We start from the raw sequence: 15081 nt of genomic DNA, 5'->3' as shown, positions 1-15081 counted from the left end.
CTGCCGCCCGGACTTGTCACTCTTACGTGGACTCACAAGGTCCGATGTCATCACTCTCAGTGCCCATCCCGCCGGACCTCAGCCCGGCGTGTCGGGCCAGAAACACCGATCTTGAAACAGTCCTCACCACACCAACCGCTGTCGCTACAACATTGGAACTTAGCAAGTCCGCAAGGACGCGCGGAAAGGTCAGTGTCACGTAGCCGCACCACCCGACGGCCTGGAAGGACGCCTTCCGGACACTGAGTGTCCGGAAGGCGTCCTTCCAGGCGGTGTCACACGCTCGGCCGCGGCTCGGAGCCGACCCGTCAGAGGTCGTTGCCGGCGTAGGAGAGGTTGAAGCTCTTGTTGGTGAGCGGGAAGTCGGGGACGATCGTGTCGGTCAGGGCGAGGGGCAGGGCTGGCCAGTTGAAGAAACTCGGGTCGACGATCTTGACCCGGGTGAGGGTGCCGTTCGGGGCGAGTTCGACCCGGTGGACGATGGTGCCCCGCCAGCCCTCGACGATCCCCACTCCTGACCGGGTCCCGTCCGGCTCGGTGTCCGCATCGGCCGTGGCGGGTTCGCGATCGCCGTCGACGTCGTCGAGCAGCTGGATGATCATGGCGATCAACGCCTGGATCTCCTCGGCGCGCACCATGAATCGGGACAGCACGTCGCCGTCGGTGTGAGTGTGCTCGGTGCGCGGGAAGCCTCGGGACAGGTGCGGGTGGTCGTGGCGGGCGTCGACGGTCAGCCCGCTGGCTCGGGCGACGTAGCCGAGGGTGCCGAGGTCACCGGCCTGCTGGGTGGTGAGCACGGCGGTGCCGGTGAACCGGTCGCGGACCACGGAGTGATCGAGCGCGAGGGTGACGATCTCGGCGAGGTCGGTGGCGATCTCCGTGAGCGGCTCGGGATCCGGCAGCCGGCGAAGAGTCGCGCCGCCGGGGTGGACGGCGCCGCGCAGCAGCCGGTGCCCGGTGACGGTGTCGTTGATCCGCAGGAGCCGCTCGCGGACGCGCTGCGCGTGCGCGTTGAGGATGCCGTAGCCGACGTCGTTGCACAGCGCGCCGAGGTCGGTGCTGTGGTTGTAGAGGCGTTCCAGCTCCAGCAGGATCGCGCGGATCCGTTGCGCCCCCTGGGGCACGCTCAACCCGAGGGCGTCCTCGACCGCCTGGCAGAAGGCGAGGGTGTGGCCGACGGCGGTGTCGCCGCTGACCCGGTCGGACAGCTCGACCGCATCGGCCGGCCGGCGCCCCTCGAAGAGCTTCTCGATTCCCTTGTGGACGAACCAGAGCCGGGCCTTGAGGTTGAGGATGGTCTCGCCGACCACCGAGAAGCGAAGTGGCCGGGTTCGATGAGCCCGGCATGGACCGGCCCGACGGGGATCTCGTATACGCCATCGCCTTCCACGCTGCGGAACGGGAACGGGCCTTCGGTGTCGCCGAACTCCGGCGGGTCCCCGGCGTCGTGGCGCATCGGGTACCAGCCCTTGGGCCAGTGGAAGTGCCGGACCAGCCGCCGGGGCAGCGGGTGACTGTCCGGGATGACGCCGTAGAGGTCGTGCATCTCGCGTTCGAACCGTCCGGTGGGGAAGGAGATCCCGGCCAGGCTGGGCAGGTGCGGGTAGTCGGCGCGCAGCGGTAGGTGCAGCTCGACGCGCTGGTCATCCGGGTCGGTGAACAGGTAGACCGCGCGCAGGAGGTCGCCGTCGTCGTGACCGGCGACCAGCGCGAGGCGAAAGCCGTTGTCCAGCAACTCACCGGCGTGCCGTTCGAGTGCGACAGGGGTGAGGGTGAGCGAGGCGCGGTGGTACCCGACGGGCTCGGCCGTTGGGGAACCGGGATACGGGGTGCTGGTCATGGTGCTCCCGTGAGGATGTCGGCGGCCAGGGACAGCAGGTGCGACAGCGGTCCGGGAGCGACACCAAGCGCGGCGCACACCGCCAGGCCGCACCCGAGGGTGACGGTGGTGCTGGCCGGTGTCGCATCGGGCGCGGTGGCCGCTCCGGGACTGTCCACGATGGCCGGCTCCGGGCCCGTGACGAGCAGCGCGTCCCGTGCCGGGGAGAGGCCACCAGCCGCGCCCCGTACCGATCCGCGTCGTACACCGGGCCGAACGCGGACCCGATCTCGATCTCACACCCGTTGCACGACCCGGCATCCACATGCCGCACCTGCACCGACCCCGTCAACTCCCGCACCAGCGGGGAATCCCGCGAGTACGGACGTGCCGGTGCGGGCTCTGCCACCCGACCGGTTCGGCGGATCTTGCGCCACAACCCGAACAACCAGTACTCCAACCTGGTCTGGCACTCCATCGTGAGAGGGATGCGGGACACCGCCTGGCGAAGCCGGAGGGGCGGTGGGATGCCGGCGCGTCAATCGGTGCCCGTGCGTCGCCGCCTCGGCCGGGCGGGCGCGGCACCACCCGATTCCCGCAAGCCCTCCAGCAACTCCACCTGCCCGGACAGCACCGTCGTCAGGATCGTGCGCGCCACCGCCAGCAACTCCGCCACCTGCGGGCTGGTCAACGCGTAGAACACCGTCGAGCCCTCCTTGCGCGCCACCACCAGCCCCGCCCGTCGCAGCACCGCCAACTGCTGCGAGAGGTTCGTCGCCTCGATCCCCACCTCCGGCAGCATCTCCGCGACCGCGTGCTCGCGCTGGCTGAGCAACTCCAGCACCCGAATCCGCGCCGGATGCCCCAACGTCTTGAAGAACTCCGCCTTCAGCTGATATAGCGGCCTACTCACACCAGCCCCCTCCGCGTCCCACTGACGCCAATGGTTCAGCAATTGCGAACCTTAGCAACTGCATAACCGCCGCCGCCCGCCTGGCCGGCGTGTCGGTCGCGGTGATCGTCAACGACCACGGCCCGGCGAGCGCGGCTCGGTTGCGTCCGGCGATCGTCGCTGACGGTCTGCGGAGCCATGCGCCTGTTCGACGAGGGTCACACGCTGGCCGCCGCCGCGCGCATCATCGGGCTGGAGGACCAACTCGCCGCCGAGAACGAGATCAGCGCCCTGCGCCACCGGCTCGACGGCGCCGGCCGGTACCGCGAGCAGCACGCTGTCGGCCCGGGCCACGGCCTCGGCGACGGTGGCCACGGTGGCGCCCGTGTCCGCGGCGACCGTGTCGTCCGCGGGGCCGCGGGAGCCGAAGACCGTGGGCAAGCCGGCCCGGCCGTCGACCGATCAGGAATCGAGAAGCGCCGGCCTCGATCCGCACCTAGCGTGACCTTCATGGACATCACGATTTACGCGAGCTTTCTCCCGCACGACGACCCAGACGCCTCCCTGGCCTTCTATCGCGACACCCTCGGTTTCGAGGTCCGCGGCGACGTCGGAAACGGCAAGATGCGCTGGATCACGGTCGGCCCCGCGGGCCAGCCGAGCACGTCCATCGTCCTGGAGCCACCGGCTCCACCCGGGCACGGCATCACAGACGACGAGCGACGCACCATCACCGAGATGATGGCCAAGGGCACCTACGGCTTCATCCTGCTGGCCACCAAAGACGTCGACGCCACCTTCGAAAAGGTACGGGCCAGCGGCGCCGACGTCGTCCAGGAGCCGACCGATCAGCCGTACGGGGTTCGCGACTGCGCCATCCGCGACCCGGCGGGCAACGTGGTCCGCATTCAGGAGTCGCGCTGAGCCGACCGGCCGTGAAGGGAACCCGGAGGCTTCGACGCCTCGTCCCCGCCGCCTACCGGCCGGTGCTCGCCGACCGGGTGTTCCGGCGACTGGTAATCGGCTTCGCGGTCTCCTACCTCGGGGACGGGATGAGTTTCGTCGCGGTGGCGTGGCTCGCCATCGAGCTCGCGCCGGAGGCGAGCGCGGGGCTGTGGGTCGGCGGCGCGGTGGCCGCGTACACGTTGCCGGGCGTGGTCGGCGCGCTGGTGTTCGGTCGCCGCCTGCGCCGGATGCCGGCCAGGCGGCTGCTGCTCGCCGACAACGTGGTGCGCGGCGTGTTTCTCGGCGTCGTACCGCTCGCCTGGCTCACCGGGCTGCTCACGCCGCCGCTGTACGTCGTGCTGCTCGCGGGCTCGTCGCTGCTGCACGCGTGGGGCAGCGCGGGCAAGTACACCCTGCTGGCCGAGCTGCTGCCCGACGACCAGCGACTCGCCGCGAACACCCTCGTCAGCTCGCTCAGCTTCGCCGCCACGATCGCCGGGCCCGCGATCGCGGGTGTGCTGGTGACGTACGTCAGCGCGGCGGCCGTGCTCGGCCTGGACGCCCTCACCTACGTGTTCCTCGCCGTGCTCGTCGCGCGCACCCGGCTGCCGGAGTCGGGGCAGGTCTCCCCCGTCGATCGGACGGCCGCCCGGGGCGGGCTCGGGTTGCTGCGGTCCCATCCCGAGCTGCTCGGGCTGCTGATGCTCACCTGGTTCTTCAACCTGCTCTACGGCCCGGTCGAGGTCGCCCTGCCGCTCCACGTGACCGACGACCTGCACGCACCGGGCACGCTGCTCGGCCTCTACTGGATGCTGTTCGGCATCGGCGCGGTGCTCGGCGGGCTCGCGGTCGGCGCGCTGCGGCGGCTGCCGCTCTGGCCCGTCATGGTCGTCATCGTGATCGGCTGGGGACTCTCGCTGCTGCCGTTCGGGGTCCACGCGCCGACCGCGGTCACCGTCGCGTGCTTCACGCTCGGCGGCGCGATCTACGGCCCGTTCGTGGCGCTCTCGGTGACGCTGATGCAGGCGAAGTCCCCACCGCAGCACCTGGCCGCCATGCTCGCGGCCCGCAGCGCGGCGCTGCTCACCGCGTCGCCGCTCGGCACGGCGCTCGGCGGACCGCTCACCACGGCACTGGGCCCGCGGGCGACGCTCGGCGGCTCGGGACTCGTCACCGTGGCGCTCGGCGTCGTCGCGTGCGTCCTGCTGCTGGCCTCGCGCAGACCAGGCCGATCAGGAATCGAGAAGCGCCCTGCCCCGATCCGCACCTAGCGTGACCACCACGGACCTGACCGGCTCCCGTACTGCTCGAATCTGATTGGATCGAGCCAGGCGAAGCCGACGGAGACCGCGAAGGCGGCCCCGCCTCACAGATGGAGACACGATGAGCACGGCCACGAGAACGGACACGCTGTCACCCGCGCCGCATGTCGCCGACAGCCACGATCTGATCCGCGTGTACGGCGCGCGGGAGAACAACCTCTCCGACGTCAACGTCGAGATCCCGAAGCGCCGGCTGACGGTGTTCACCGGCGTGTCCGGCTCGGGCAAGAGCTCGCTGGTGTTCGCCACGATCGCCGCGGAGTCGCGGCGGATGATCAACGAGACCTACAGCGCCTTCCTGCAGGGCTTCATGCCGACGCAGGCACGGCCCGACGTCGACGTGCTCGACGGGCTGACCACGGCGATCATCGTGGACCAGGAGCGGATGGGCGCCAACCCGCGCTCGACCGTCGGCACCGCCACGGACGCCAACGCCCTGCTGCGCATCCTGTTCAGCCGGCTCGGTCAGCCGCACGTCGGGTCGCCACAGGCGTTCTCGTTCAACGTCGCCTCGATCAGCGGCGCCGGCGCCGTCACCTTCGAGAAGGGTGGGAAGAAGGTCAAGGAGCGTCGCGAGTTCAGCATCACGGGCGGCATGTGCCCGCGGTGCGAGGGCATGGGACGGGTGACGGACTTCGACCTGACGCAGCTCTACGACGCCAGCCTGTCGCTCAGTGACGGCGCGCTCACGGTCCCCGGCTACACCATGGACGGCTGGCAGGGACGCCTGATCCGCGGTGTTGGCCTCGATCTGGACAAGCCGATTCGCAAGTACACCAAGAACGAACTGCACGACCTGCTCTACAAGGAGCCGACGAAGATCAAGGTCGAGGGTGTCAACCTGACGTACGAGGGGCTGATCCCGAAGATCCAGAAGTCGATGCTGTCCAAGGACCGCGAGGCGATGCAGCCGCACATCCGCAAGTTCGTGGACCGGGCGATCACGTTCACGCCGTGTCCCGACTGCGACGGCACCCGGCTGTCCGAGGCGGCTCGATCGTCGAAAATCAAGGGGGTCAGCATCGCCGACGTCTGCGCGATGCAGATCAGCGATCTGGCCGAGTGGGTCCGTGGGGTCGACGAGCCGTCGGTGGCGCCACTGCTGACGACACTGGGGCAGACCCTCGACTCGTTCGTCGAGATCGGGCTCGGCTACCTCAGCCTCGATCGGCCGGCGGGCACGTTGTCGGGGGGAGAGGCCCAGCGCACCAAGATGATCCGCCATCTCGGCTCGGCGCTGACGGACGTGACCTACGTCTTCGACGAGCCGACCATCGGCCTGCACCCGCATGACATCCAGCGGATGAACGACCTGCTGCTGCGGCTGCGGGACAAGGGCAACACCGTGCTGGTGGTGGAGCACAAGCCGGAGACGATCGCGATCGGCGACCACGTCGTCGACCTCGGCCCCGGCGCCGGCACGGCGGGCGGCGAGGTGGTGTTCGAGGGAACGGTCGAGGGGCTGCGGACGAGCGACACCATCACCGGCCACCACCTCGACGACCGGGCCAGCCTCAAGAAGTCCGTACGGAAGTCCACCGGTGCGCTGGAGATCCGCGGGGCGCGGCGGAACAACCTGCAGAACGTCGACGTCGACGTCCCGACCGGCGTCCTCACCGTCGTGACAGGCGTCGCCGGCTCCGGCAAGAGCTCCCTGATCCACGGAAACCTCGCGGGTCGTGATGGCGTGATCGTCATCGACCAGACCGCCATCAAGGGCTCCCGCCGTTCCAACCCGGCCACCTACACCGGCCTGCTCGAGCCGATCCGCAAGGCGTTCGCGAAGGCCAACGGCGTCAAGCCGGCGCTGTTCAGCGCCAACTCCGAGGGCGCGTGCCCCACCTGCAACGGCGCCGGTGTGATCTATACCGAGCTGGGCGTCATGGAGACCGTCGCCACCACCTGCGAGGAGTGCGAGGGCAAGCGGTTCGGAGCCGCGGTGCTGGAGTACAAGCTCGGCGGCCGTGACATCAGCGAAGTGCTCGCGATGTCGGTGGCCGAGGCCGAGGACTTCTTCTGCGCCGGCGAGGCGAGCACGCCGGCCGCGCACAAGATCCTCGACCGGCTCGCCGACGTCGGGCTGGGCTACCTCCACCTCGGGCAGCCGCTCACCACCCTCTCCGGCGGCGAGCGCCAGCGGCTCAAGCTCGCCACGCACATGGGCGAGAAGGGCGGGATCTACGTGCTCGACGAGCCAACGACCGGGTTGCACCTGGCCGACGTGGAGCAACTGCTGGGCCTGCTCGACCGGCTCGTCGACTCCGGCAAGTCGGTCATCGTCATCGAGCACCACCAGGCGGTCATGGCACACGCCGACTGGATCATCGACCTCGGCCCCGGCGCCGGCCACGACGGCGGCCGGATCGTCTTCGAGGGCGCCCCCGCCGACCTCGTCGCCACCCGCTCCACCCTCACCGGCGAGCACCTCGCGGCCTACGTCCGCACCTGAGGTCCGCTCCGGGTCAGCCCAGCACGATGTCCACGCGGTGCGGGCCGGCCGGGGTGGCGGGGACCGCGTGGTCGGGTCGGCTCACACCGTCCACTGTGAACGACTCGATCCGGCTGCCCGACCCGGTGATCGTGACCTCCAGGGTGCGGCCGCGGAAGGTGAGCCCGGACAGCCGCATCCGGGCGAAGCCGGCCGGGACGACGGGCCGGAAGCGGACCTCCTCGCCGTCGAGGCGCAGGCCGAACAGTCCATAGTGGACCATCGCCAGGTAGCCCGCCGCGCTCCACAGTTGCCGGGCGGAGCCGTCCGGCCGCCCGGTGTCGGGCCGGTAGAACTCGTGGTAGGTCTCGGCTCGCCCGGCCAGGTCGGCGAGACTCGCCAGCTCGGCCGCGAACACGTCGACGAACCCGCGGGCGGCGGCCGCCCAGCCCCAGTAGCCCTGCACGAACGGCCACACCGTCCCGTTGTGGTAGTGGTACTCGTCCCGCAGCAACCACGGCCCCCACAACGGGTACCGCGGCCACAGGCACGGCAGCCCGTGCCGGGTCGGGGTGACGGTGCGGAAGACGGCCGCGGCGCGCTCGTCGTCGGCGACGCCCCAGAGCAACGCCAGCGCGGTGCCGAGCCCCTCCCAGCGATCCGAAGGCCGGCCGTCGGCGTCCTCGTAGTACGCGTAGCGGCCGTGCTCCGGCAGCCACAGGCGGTCGTTGATCGCCTGTCTCAGCGCCGCCGCCCGGGTCCGGAACGGCTCGGGGTCCTCGCCGAGGAGCGTGGCCGCGCGGGCCGCCAGCGTGTAGGCGCGGTGGTGGAGAACGTTGGTGCTCAACGCCTTCGTCGCGCCGACCGCCCGGCCGCGCCACGCGAACCGCGGCGGGTAGGCGCTGTTGGACTCCATGAAGCTGGCACAGCCCCGGACCAGCCCGCCGTCGAAGACCTCCCGTTCGGCGCGGGCCAGGCTCGCGCGGGTGACGTCGTGGCTCCAGCGCAGGAAGTCCAGGTCGCCGGTGGCCACGTAGCAGGCCCACGCGCCCACGGCGCCGACCACGGAGTCGGTGAGCCGTGGCCACCCGCCGAAGTGCGCCGCCCGGTCCTGCGTCCACCCGTCGGCGCCGCCCACGCCGCGCATGGTGGCCCGGGAGACCTCGGGTCGCAGCAACCCACAACCCAGGTCTATGGCGTAGGAGGCGTCCCGGACCCACACCGTCGGCCACGACTCCCCCGCCACGAACGCGCGACCGGAGACGGACGCCGCCACGTCGCGGACGGCCTTGGCGTAGGCCGAGTCGTAGGTCTCCCGGCCGGACACGAGCGTCGGTGCTGGCGGCCCGGAACTCATGCCCTCGGACTGTAGCCGCCCGGTAGCCCGGCCGTCGCCCTGATGTCCCGAGTGGACAGTGCTAGCCCTGGTGGGCGGTGGCGCCGGCGCCGTTGACCACGACCTGGCTCTCGCCGTGGTAGGTCACCGATGCCCGGGCCCCGTTCACCAGGATGCGCGGGGCCGCGTCGACCTCGACCTCGCTGTCGGCGCCGTTCACGATCACCGTGCCGCACGTGCCGGTGAGATGCAGGTCGCTGTCCGCCCCGTTGACCAGGACGTCGCCGCCCTCGCAGCGGTAGGTGCCCTGCACGGTGTCGTTGAACGCCGGCGGCGCGACGGGGCCGTCCGGGGCCTGCGGTGCGTTCGTCGTGGCGGTCGGTGCGGGCGCGTCCGGGGTCTCGCCGGGCGGCTCGGCGTCCGTGCCCGGTCCGGCGCCGGGCTCGATGGGCAGCGGGGTCAGGTGCGCCGCGCAGCTGTCGCCGTCCGCCGCAGCACCGTCCGGGCAGGTCGCGCCGGCGAAGTTCACCGCGTTCAGCTGGGCCTCGCGCAGGTCGGCGCCGCTCAGGTCCGCCTCGCTGAAGTCGACCGAGTTGAGCGTGCTCTCCTCGAACACCGCGCCGACCAGGGTGGCCCGGGTGAAGTCCACCCTGTTCAGAGTGGACTCCCGGAACTCGGCGCCGGACAGCTGCGCCTCCGTCAGGAGCACCGTGTTCATGGTCTGGTCGTCGAACACGGCGCAGTCCAGCGCCGCGCCGGACAGGTCGGTGCTGTTCATGGGGTCTTCGTCGGCGAACATGCGGCCGGACCCGGGCGCGCACGACAGGGTGTTCGCGGCGTCGGCCGGGCCCGACGTGGTCTCCTCCTGGACGGCCTCCGGTCCGCTGGGCGTGCCGGCCGTCTCCCCGCCGGAGCCGCACCCGGTCAGCACCAAAGCCGGCACCGCCACGAGGCCCAGCACCGGGCCGGCCAACTTCCGCACCATACGAACGTCCGTCCTTTCCTGACACAACCACTCGGGGCGTCGACGCTTTCAGGCTCCCGACCGGGTGCGGAGGGTTTAACCTGCCAATCCATGGACCGTTCCCGCCACGCCACGCACACGGTGGTGACGGTGCACCAGATCTGGCAGGAGTCGATCCGCAGCGGGATCGGCGAGGCCGAGCTGCGCGGACTCACCGGCATGGACCCGGCCGAGCTCACCGACTTCGCGCGCCGGGTGCCCGCGGAGCGGCTGTTCGCCACGTGGGAGGCCGTGATCCGCCGGCTGGACGACCCCGGCCTCCCGGTGCGCGTGGCCAACGCCGCCGTCCACGACACACGCAGTGCCGTGTACCTGCTCGCGGCCGCGTGCCCGAGTGTCCGCGACGGCGTCCGCGCCGCGGTCGCCAACACCAGCGCGTGGACCACCGCCTACACGCTCGCCACCTACGACACCGGCCGCGGCGGGATGTCCGTGGTCCTGGAGGGACTCGACCCCGAGCGGCTCGGCGCACGCTGCGAGGCCGAGTTCCAGGTCGCCGACTTCGTCGGCTACTTCCGCGGCAGCGTCGGCCTCGACGTCTTCCCCGCGCACGTGCGCTTCGCCCACCCGGCGCCGCCGGACACCCGGGCGCACGAGGAGTACTTCGGCCCCGGTCTGGAGTTCGGCGCCCGCCACACCGAGTTCGTGCTGACCGCGGACGTGCTCGACCGGCCGATTCGCACCGCCCACCCCGGTCTCGCCAACGTCCTCGCCGGCCACGTCGCGGCGCTGCGCACGTCGACCGAGCCGGCGCCCCACTGGGTACAGGTCCGCCGCTGGCTGGCCGACCGGCTCACCGAGGGCGAGCCGACCACCGCCGCGGCCGCCGCGCGGGCCCTCGTGCTCAGCGAGCGCACGCTGCACCGCAGGCTCGCCGCCGAGGGCACGACGTTCCGCGAGCAGCGTGAGGCGGTGCGCCGCGAGCTGGCGCTGGACCTGGTCCGCACCAGCCCGCGACCGTTCAAGGAGATCGCGACACTCACCGGCTTCGCCGACGTCCGCGCCTTCTACCGGGCCTACCTCCGCTGGGCCGGCACCACCCCGGGCCTGGACCGCGCCGGCACCTACCCGGCTGGCTCGATGCGCTGAACCGGTCGCGCCCGGCCGCTGACCGACCGCGCACGTGAGCCGCGGCCGGACCGCGGGGCGCGCTCAGCGGATGACCGGGGTGACCGGGGTGCCGCGCTCGACCGTCCGGCTGACCGTGCAGAGCTTGTCGTGGGAGAGCTTGACCGTGCGGGGCAGCAGGGCGCGGGCGGCGTCGCCGGCCTCGCCCTCGGGAAACGTCACCTCGAAGGTCACGGCGAGGTTCTCCATCCGGTTGCCGGTGTCCCGGTCGGCCACCTTGTCACCGGTGACCGTCACGGTGAAGGCGGTCGGCTCGGCGCGGCGGCTGGTCACCACGTCAGTGTCGATCGCGGTGCAGCTGCCGATCGCCGCCAGCAGCAGCTCCACGGGGGAGAAGTCGTCGCCGCCGACCGGGATCGTGGCGCCGCGCGCGTTGTGGACGGTGTACCGCCCGACCGCGGTCCGCTCGATCCGGACCGACCTGGAGGTGTCCTCAGCCATGCCGCCACGGTAGTCACCTGGTGTCGAGGCGGGCTTCGCGCTCGGCGGTCTCGCGGACGCGCGCCACCGTCCGCTCCATGCCCGCGCGGATCACGGCGCGCCGGTCCGGCCCGCCGCCGAACAGGCGGATGATCAGCCAGCCCAGCCAGGTGATCGGCCTGGTGACCGTGTACGACTCGGTCACCAGGGTGCCCTCGCCGTCGGGCTCGAAGACGTAGCGCCACACCAGCGTGCCGGCGAACTTCTCGGTGCGGGAGAACGCGAACTCACGCCCGGAGTCGGCCGTGACGACGACCGGCCGGTTCTTCCAGGACGGGCCGTCGCCCACCTTGTTGACCGCCACGAAGCGGGCGCCGACGGCCGGGCCGTTCGCCCCGTCGAGCCAGGTGCAGCGCACGATCTCGGGGCTGAACTCCGGCATCCTGGTGACGTCCGCGATGAGCGCGTAGACCGCCTGCGGCGGGGCGGCGATGTGGCCGGTCACCTGGTCATGGTCGAGGGTCTGCATCGGTTCCTCCGGCTGGCGCGTAGCGGGCGAAGTACATGTCGAGGGCCTCGTCGGTGAGGCGGGAAAACCTGCCGGCGGCGAAGCTCGCGCCGGGCTCGTTGGCCAGCTGCTGGGAGATCACGCCGCTGATCACGACCGTGTAGAGCAGCAGCGCCTCGTCGGTGGCGGCCGCCGCGCGCAGCTGCCCCGAGCCGGCGGCGGCGGCGAGCTCGGTCCGGACGGTGGCCATCTGGTCCCGGCTGGCGGCGAAGGTCTCCGCGCTCGGCTCGAAGCCCGGGACCGGCCGCCAGTACAGCAACTGCGCCAGCGCCGGGTTCTCCACCGCCCAGCGCATCAGCGCCCGGGCCCCCGCGCGCAGCCGCGGCACACCGGGCGGCCGCCGGCGAATCGCGGCCGTGACGGCGGCGTCGGTACGGGCCAGGCCGCGGGCGAACAGCGCGTCGAACAGGGCGTGCAGCGAGGAGAAGTACTTGTAGAGCGAGGGCTGCCGCATCCCGAGCCGACGCGCGACCTCGGACATCGACAGCCCGCCGACGCCCTGCTCGCGCATGATCGCCTCGGCCGCGTCGAGCGCGTCCTCGATCGTCCGCGCGCGCCGGGCCGACCGCCGGTCCGCTTGGCTATAGGTACTAGCCACAGCTAGAGCTTATAGCCATTCGGCCGGCCGTCAAGACCCCGTGATCGCTCCCGGTGACGCGCGGTGGACGTCAGGCTGAACCGAGGCCGCGGGCGCGTTGCTCGACGCCCGGTCGGCCGTACGGGTAGTCGGCCACCAGCGGCGCGCTCACGTCGGTGAGCAGCTGGGTCTCCTTGTCCGACAGGCGAAGGTCCGCGGCCGCGAGGTTGTCGTCCAGTTGGGACAGTGTGCGGGCGCCGAGGATGACCGACGTGACGGCCGGGCGGGCGGCGACCCAGGCCAGCGCCACCTGGGACATCGGGACACCGCGGGACTCGGCCACCTCGCGGACCGCGTCGATGATCCGCCACGTGCGCTCCTGGGCGGCGCGCGGGCCGTACGCCTCCATGCCGCGCGCCGGGTCCTCGCCCAGGCGGGTTGCGCCGGACGGGGCCGTGTCGCGGGTGTACTTGCCGGTCAGCCAGCCGCCGGCGAGTGGGGACCACGGAAGCATTCCGATGTCCTCGCCCAGGCAGACGTCCACGAGCTCGAACTCGATGTCGCGGGCGAGCAGGTTGTACTGCGGCTGCAGGGTGACGATCGGCGCCGTGTCGCTCGCCAGCAGGGCCGCCTTCTGCAGCTGCCAGCCGACGAAGTTGCTCACCCCGGCGTAGCGGATCTTGCCCGCCCGCACGGCGTCGTCGAAGAAGGCGAGCGTCTCCTCGATCGGGGTCAGCGGGTCCCACGCGTGCGCCTGGTAGAGATCGACCGCGTCCACGCCGAGGCGGCGCAGGCTGGCGTCGAGCGCGCGGCCGAGGTGGGTGCGCGACAGGCCGGCGTCGTTGGGTCCGGTGTCGTCGGGGCCGCCCATGGGGAAGCGGCCCTTGGTGGCGATGACGAGCCGGTCCCGCTGCCTCGTGCGCGCCAGCCACCGGCCGATGATCTCCTCCGACCGGCCGGCCGTGTACACGTCGGCGGTGTCCACGAAGTTCCCGCCGAGCTCGACGAACCGGTCGAGCTGCGCGTGTGCGGTCTCCTCGTCGCTCTCGTGGCCGAACGTCATCGTGCCGAGGCACTGCGCGGACACGACGGTGCCGGTGCTGCCCAGGGTGCGGTACTGCATGGCCGCAGAACCTACTCGCAGGCGACGCCGTCCTTGTTCGGGTCGAGGTGGTGGACGTCCGTACCGACCACCCGGATCGGGCCGGGCACGAACACCGGGCCGTTGTTCCTGCCCGCGCAGTCGACGTCGCTCGCCACCGGGACGCAGCCGCCCCGGTAGTTCGGATCGCACGTGGGCGCCGGGGCCGGCCGGGGCGCCGGCGACGGCGTCGTCGTGCGCGGGGGCACCGGGGTGGCCGTCCGCCTCGTGGTCGTTGGCGCGGTGGACGTGCTCCGGCCCGGCGTCGTGGTCGTGCCGGCGGTCGTGGTGCTGGCCGGAGCCGCCTGATCCGGCCCGGTCGTCGCGGTGACGCCACCGCCCGCCGTGCCGTTCGAGGACGTCGAGGACGTCGTGAAGCCGACGACCGCCACCATGGCGAGGACCGCGACGATGCCCGCGGCGACCCAGCCCGGCCGGACGCCGCGGCGACGCGCGGGCCGGTTCGCCACGACGGGCGGACCCACGAGGGTCGAAGCCGGGGCCGTGGCCTCGACGGACCGGGGCAGGCGCAGCATGACGGACAGGCCCTTGGTGGTCCGCTGGACGACCGCCTCGCACCCCGGCCGGCCACCGCCCTCGACGATCTCCTTGACCACGGGCGCGTAGCGCCGCGACATCAGGAAGGTGAGCTCGCCGACCGGGCGACCGTCCAGCCGGACCTCGATCGCGCTCTCGCCGCGGTGGCGGCCGGCGCGGATCGTGCACCAGCCGAGCTCGACGGCGACGTGCCGCCGCTCGCCCGGGGCGACGCGGTAGCGGGCCAGGGCGTACTGGTGGTGCTTCTCGTGGCTGACCGTCACGTACGCCTCACCCGGCAACATCTCCAGGCCGGCCGACGAGTTCTCGATCACCACGCACTCCAGACGACGAACCGCTACGCCCGTCCATCGGCACGCCGCGCGATCCGTTACCCCGGCCGCGGCGGGCCGGCGCCGCGAGCTACTCGCAGGCCGTGCCGTCGCCGTTCCCGTCGAGGTCGTACACGTCCGCACCGATCACCTGGACCGGGCCGGTCGCGTACGCCGGACCGTCGCCGCTGCCGCCGGCGCAGTCGACGTCGCTCGCCACCGGGACGCAGCCGGTGTAATTCTCGTCGCAGTCGGACGCGGGCTTGGGCTCCGGCGGCGGCGGCGCGGCCGGCCTCGGGGTCGTCACGCGCGGCTTGGGCTTGGGTTTCGGCTTCGGCGCGACGGGCTTGGGCGCGACGGTCGTGGTGGTGGTCGTGGTCGTCGGCGCGGGTCGGGTGGTCGTCGGCAGCGGCTCGGTCGTCGTCTCGCCGGCCGTCGGGTTCGACGAGGTCGTGTCGTCGTCGTTGCCCACGATGGCGCCGAAGACCAGCAGGACGGCGACGCCCGCGGCCACGGCCCAGGCCAGCTTGTAGCCACGCTTCGGCGACCCGGCGGACGGTGCCGCGGGCGCGGCGGGCGGCAGCGCCGCGGGCGGGCCTGGCGCCGCCGCGG

Annotated in this window: 15 protein-coding genes and 1 pseudogene; 4 read left to right on the top strand and 12 right to left on the bottom strand. The window is 72.1% G+C overall.

From position 1 onward, the window contains the following. Nucleotides 1-308: 308 nt before the first annotated feature. The 4 genes from ACRDTB_RS32590 to ACRDTB_RS32575 all read right to left on the bottom strand — a co-directional run bounded on the left by ACRDTB_RS32590 (nt 309) and on the right by ACRDTB_RS32575 (nt 2732). The gene (locus ACRDTB_RS32590) at nt 309-1208 is read right to left on the bottom strand and encodes a hypothetical protein (protein ID WP_431436048.1); all 900 of its coding nucleotides are present in this window, start codon (nt 1206-1208) and stop codon (nt 309-311) included. After that, nucleotides 1127-1840, bottom strand: a complete 714-nt coding sequence (locus ACRDTB_RS32585; RefSeq protein WP_431436046.1) for an NADH-quinone oxidoreductase subunit C — start codon at nt 1838-1840, stop codon at nt 1127-1129. The genes ACRDTB_RS32590 and ACRDTB_RS32585 overlap by 82 nt, the downstream gene beginning before the upstream one ends. Next, complete coding sequence (locus ACRDTB_RS32580) at nt 1837-1998, bottom strand: hypothetical protein (protein WP_431436045.1); 162 nt, start codon at nt 1996-1998, stop codon at nt 1837-1839. The genes ACRDTB_RS32585 and ACRDTB_RS32580 overlap by 4 nt, the downstream gene beginning before the upstream one ends. Nucleotides 1999-2357: 359 nt before the next feature. Beyond that, the gene (locus tag ACRDTB_RS32575) at nt 2358-2732 is read right to left on the bottom strand and encodes an ArsR/SmtB family transcription factor (protein ID WP_431436044.1); all 375 of its coding nucleotides are present in this window, start codon (nt 2730-2732) and stop codon (nt 2358-2360) included. Between the two features lie 489 nt (nt 2733-3221). On the opposite strand from ACRDTB_RS32575, the gene ACRDTB_RS32570 reads away from it, so the two are divergent. The 3 genes from ACRDTB_RS32570 to ACRDTB_RS32560 all read left to right on the top strand — a co-directional run bounded on the left by ACRDTB_RS32570 (nt 3222) and on the right by ACRDTB_RS32560 (nt 7427). Then, a complete protein-coding gene (locus ACRDTB_RS32570; protein WP_431436047.1) occupies nt 3222-3635 on the top strand; it encodes a VOC family protein in 414 nt (137 codons plus the stop codon). A gap of 11 nt (nt 3636-3646) precedes the next feature. Continuing rightward, nucleotides 3647-4927 carry an MFS transporter gene (locus ACRDTB_RS32565; RefSeq protein WP_431436043.1) on the top strand — a complete coding sequence of 427 codons (1281 nt, stop codon included), beginning with the start codon at nt 3647-3649 and terminating at the stop codon, nt 4925-4927. Nucleotides 4928-5039: 112 nt separating this feature from the next. Continuing rightward, nucleotides 5040-7427 carry an ATP-binding cassette domain-containing protein gene (locus tag ACRDTB_RS32560; RefSeq protein WP_431436042.1) on the top strand — a complete coding sequence of 796 codons (2388 nt, stop codon included), beginning with the start codon at nt 5040-5042 and terminating at the stop codon, nt 7425-7427. Nucleotides 7428-7440: 13 nt separating this feature from the next. Here ACRDTB_RS32560 and ACRDTB_RS32555 read toward each other — a convergent pair whose 3' ends face one another. Both ACRDTB_RS32555 and ACRDTB_RS32550 read right to left on the bottom strand, forming a co-directional pair. Further along, nucleotides 7441-8763 carry an MGH1-like glycoside hydrolase domain-containing protein gene (locus ACRDTB_RS32555; RefSeq protein ID WP_431436041.1) on the bottom strand — a complete coding sequence of 441 codons (1323 nt, stop codon included), beginning with the start codon at nt 8761-8763 and terminating at the stop codon, nt 7441-7443. A gap of 61 nt (nt 8764-8824) precedes the next feature. Beyond that, entirely contained in the window at nt 8825-9727 is a 903-nt protein-coding gene (locus ACRDTB_RS32550; RefSeq protein ID WP_431436040.1) for a pentapeptide repeat-containing protein, read from the bottom strand. Between the two features lie 90 nt (nt 9728-9817). Between ACRDTB_RS32550 and ACRDTB_RS32545 the strand changes: the two genes are divergently transcribed. Further along, entirely contained in the window at nt 9818-10855 is a 1038-nt protein-coding gene (locus tag ACRDTB_RS32545) for an AraC family transcriptional regulator ligand-binding domain-containing protein (RefSeq protein ID WP_431436039.1), read from the top strand. A gap of 63 nt (nt 10856-10918) precedes the next feature. Here ACRDTB_RS32545 and ACRDTB_RS32540 read toward each other — a convergent pair whose 3' ends face one another. The 6 genes and pseudogenes from ACRDTB_RS32540 to ACRDTB_RS32515 form a co-directional block, all read right to left on the bottom strand. After that, nucleotides 10919-11335 (bottom strand): OsmC family protein, encoded by a 417-nt coding sequence (locus tag ACRDTB_RS32540; protein ID WP_431436038.1) that lies wholly within the window; start codon nt 11333-11335, stop codon nt 10919-10921. Between the two features lie 13 nt (nt 11336-11348). After that, nucleotides 11349-11843 (bottom strand): SRPBCC family protein, encoded by a 495-nt coding sequence (locus ACRDTB_RS32535; RefSeq protein ID WP_431436037.1) that lies wholly within the window; start codon nt 11841-11843, stop codon nt 11349-11351. Next, on the bottom strand, nt 11824-12480 hold the full coding sequence (locus tag ACRDTB_RS32530; RefSeq protein ID WP_431436036.1) for a TetR/AcrR family transcriptional regulator: 657 nt from the start codon (nt 12478-12480) through the stop codon (nt 11824-11826). Before ACRDTB_RS32530 ends, ACRDTB_RS32535 begins: the two co-directional genes overlap by 20 nt. Before the next feature lie 70 nt (nt 12481-12550). Next, nucleotides 12551-13582 carry an aldo/keto reductase gene (locus tag ACRDTB_RS32525; RefSeq protein WP_431436035.1) on the bottom strand — a complete coding sequence of 344 codons (1032 nt, stop codon included), beginning with the start codon at nt 13580-13582 and terminating at the stop codon, nt 12551-12553. A gap of 11 nt (nt 13583-13593) precedes the next feature. Continuing rightward, complete coding sequence (locus ACRDTB_RS32520) at nt 13594-14472, bottom strand: hypothetical protein (protein WP_431436034.1); 879 nt, start codon at nt 14470-14472, stop codon at nt 13594-13596. 88 nt (nt 14473-14560) lie between these two features. After that, nucleotides 14561-15081: pseudogene (locus tag ACRDTB_RS32515) on the bottom strand (hypothetical protein); the annotation flags it as partial.

The organism is Actinophytocola sp. (assembly GCF_050699935.1).
Classification (GTDB): domain Bacteria; phylum Actinomycetota; class Actinomycetes; order Mycobacteriales; family Pseudonocardiaceae; genus Actinophytocola.
The sequence above is the reverse complement of the archived record's forward strand: the minus strand, read 5'-3'. Positions and strand labels throughout refer to the sequence as shown.

Excerpts from the sequence above, each read along its gene's own strand:
- ACRDTB_RS32540 (WP_431436038.1), bottom strand. The coding sequence starts at position 11,335 with ATGGCTGAGGACACCTCCAGGTCGGTCCGGATCGAGCGGACCGCGGTC.
- ACRDTB_RS32560 (WP_431436042.1), top strand. The coding sequence starts at position 5,040 with ATGAGCACGGCCACGAGAACGGACACGCTGTCACCCGCGCCGCATGTC.
- ACRDTB_RS32535 (WP_431436037.1), bottom strand. The coding sequence starts at position 11,843 with ATGCAGACCCTCGACCATGACCAGGTGACCGGCCACATCGCCGCCCCG.
- ACRDTB_RS32525 (WP_431436035.1), bottom strand. The coding sequence starts at position 13,582 with ATGCAGTACCGCACCCTGGGCAGCACCGGCACCGTCGTGTCCGCGCAG.
- ACRDTB_RS32545 (WP_431436039.1), top strand. The coding sequence starts at position 9,818 with ATGGACCGTTCCCGCCACGCCACGCACACGGTGGTGACGGTGCACCAG.
- ACRDTB_RS32550 (WP_431436040.1), bottom strand. The coding sequence starts at position 9,727 with ATGGTGCGGAAGTTGGCCGGCCCGGTGCTGGGCCTCGTGGCGGTGCCG.
- ACRDTB_RS32570 (WP_431436047.1), top strand. The coding sequence starts at position 3,222 with ATGGACATCACGATTTACGCGAGCTTTCTCCCGCACGACGACCCAGAC.
- ACRDTB_RS32585 (WP_431436046.1), bottom strand. The coding sequence starts at position 1,840 with ATGACCAGCACCCCGTATCCCGGTTCCCCAACGGCCGAGCCCGTCGGG.
- ACRDTB_RS32555 (WP_431436041.1), bottom strand. The coding sequence starts at position 8,763 with ATGAGTTCCGGGCCGCCAGCACCGACGCTCGTGTCCGGCCGGGAGACC.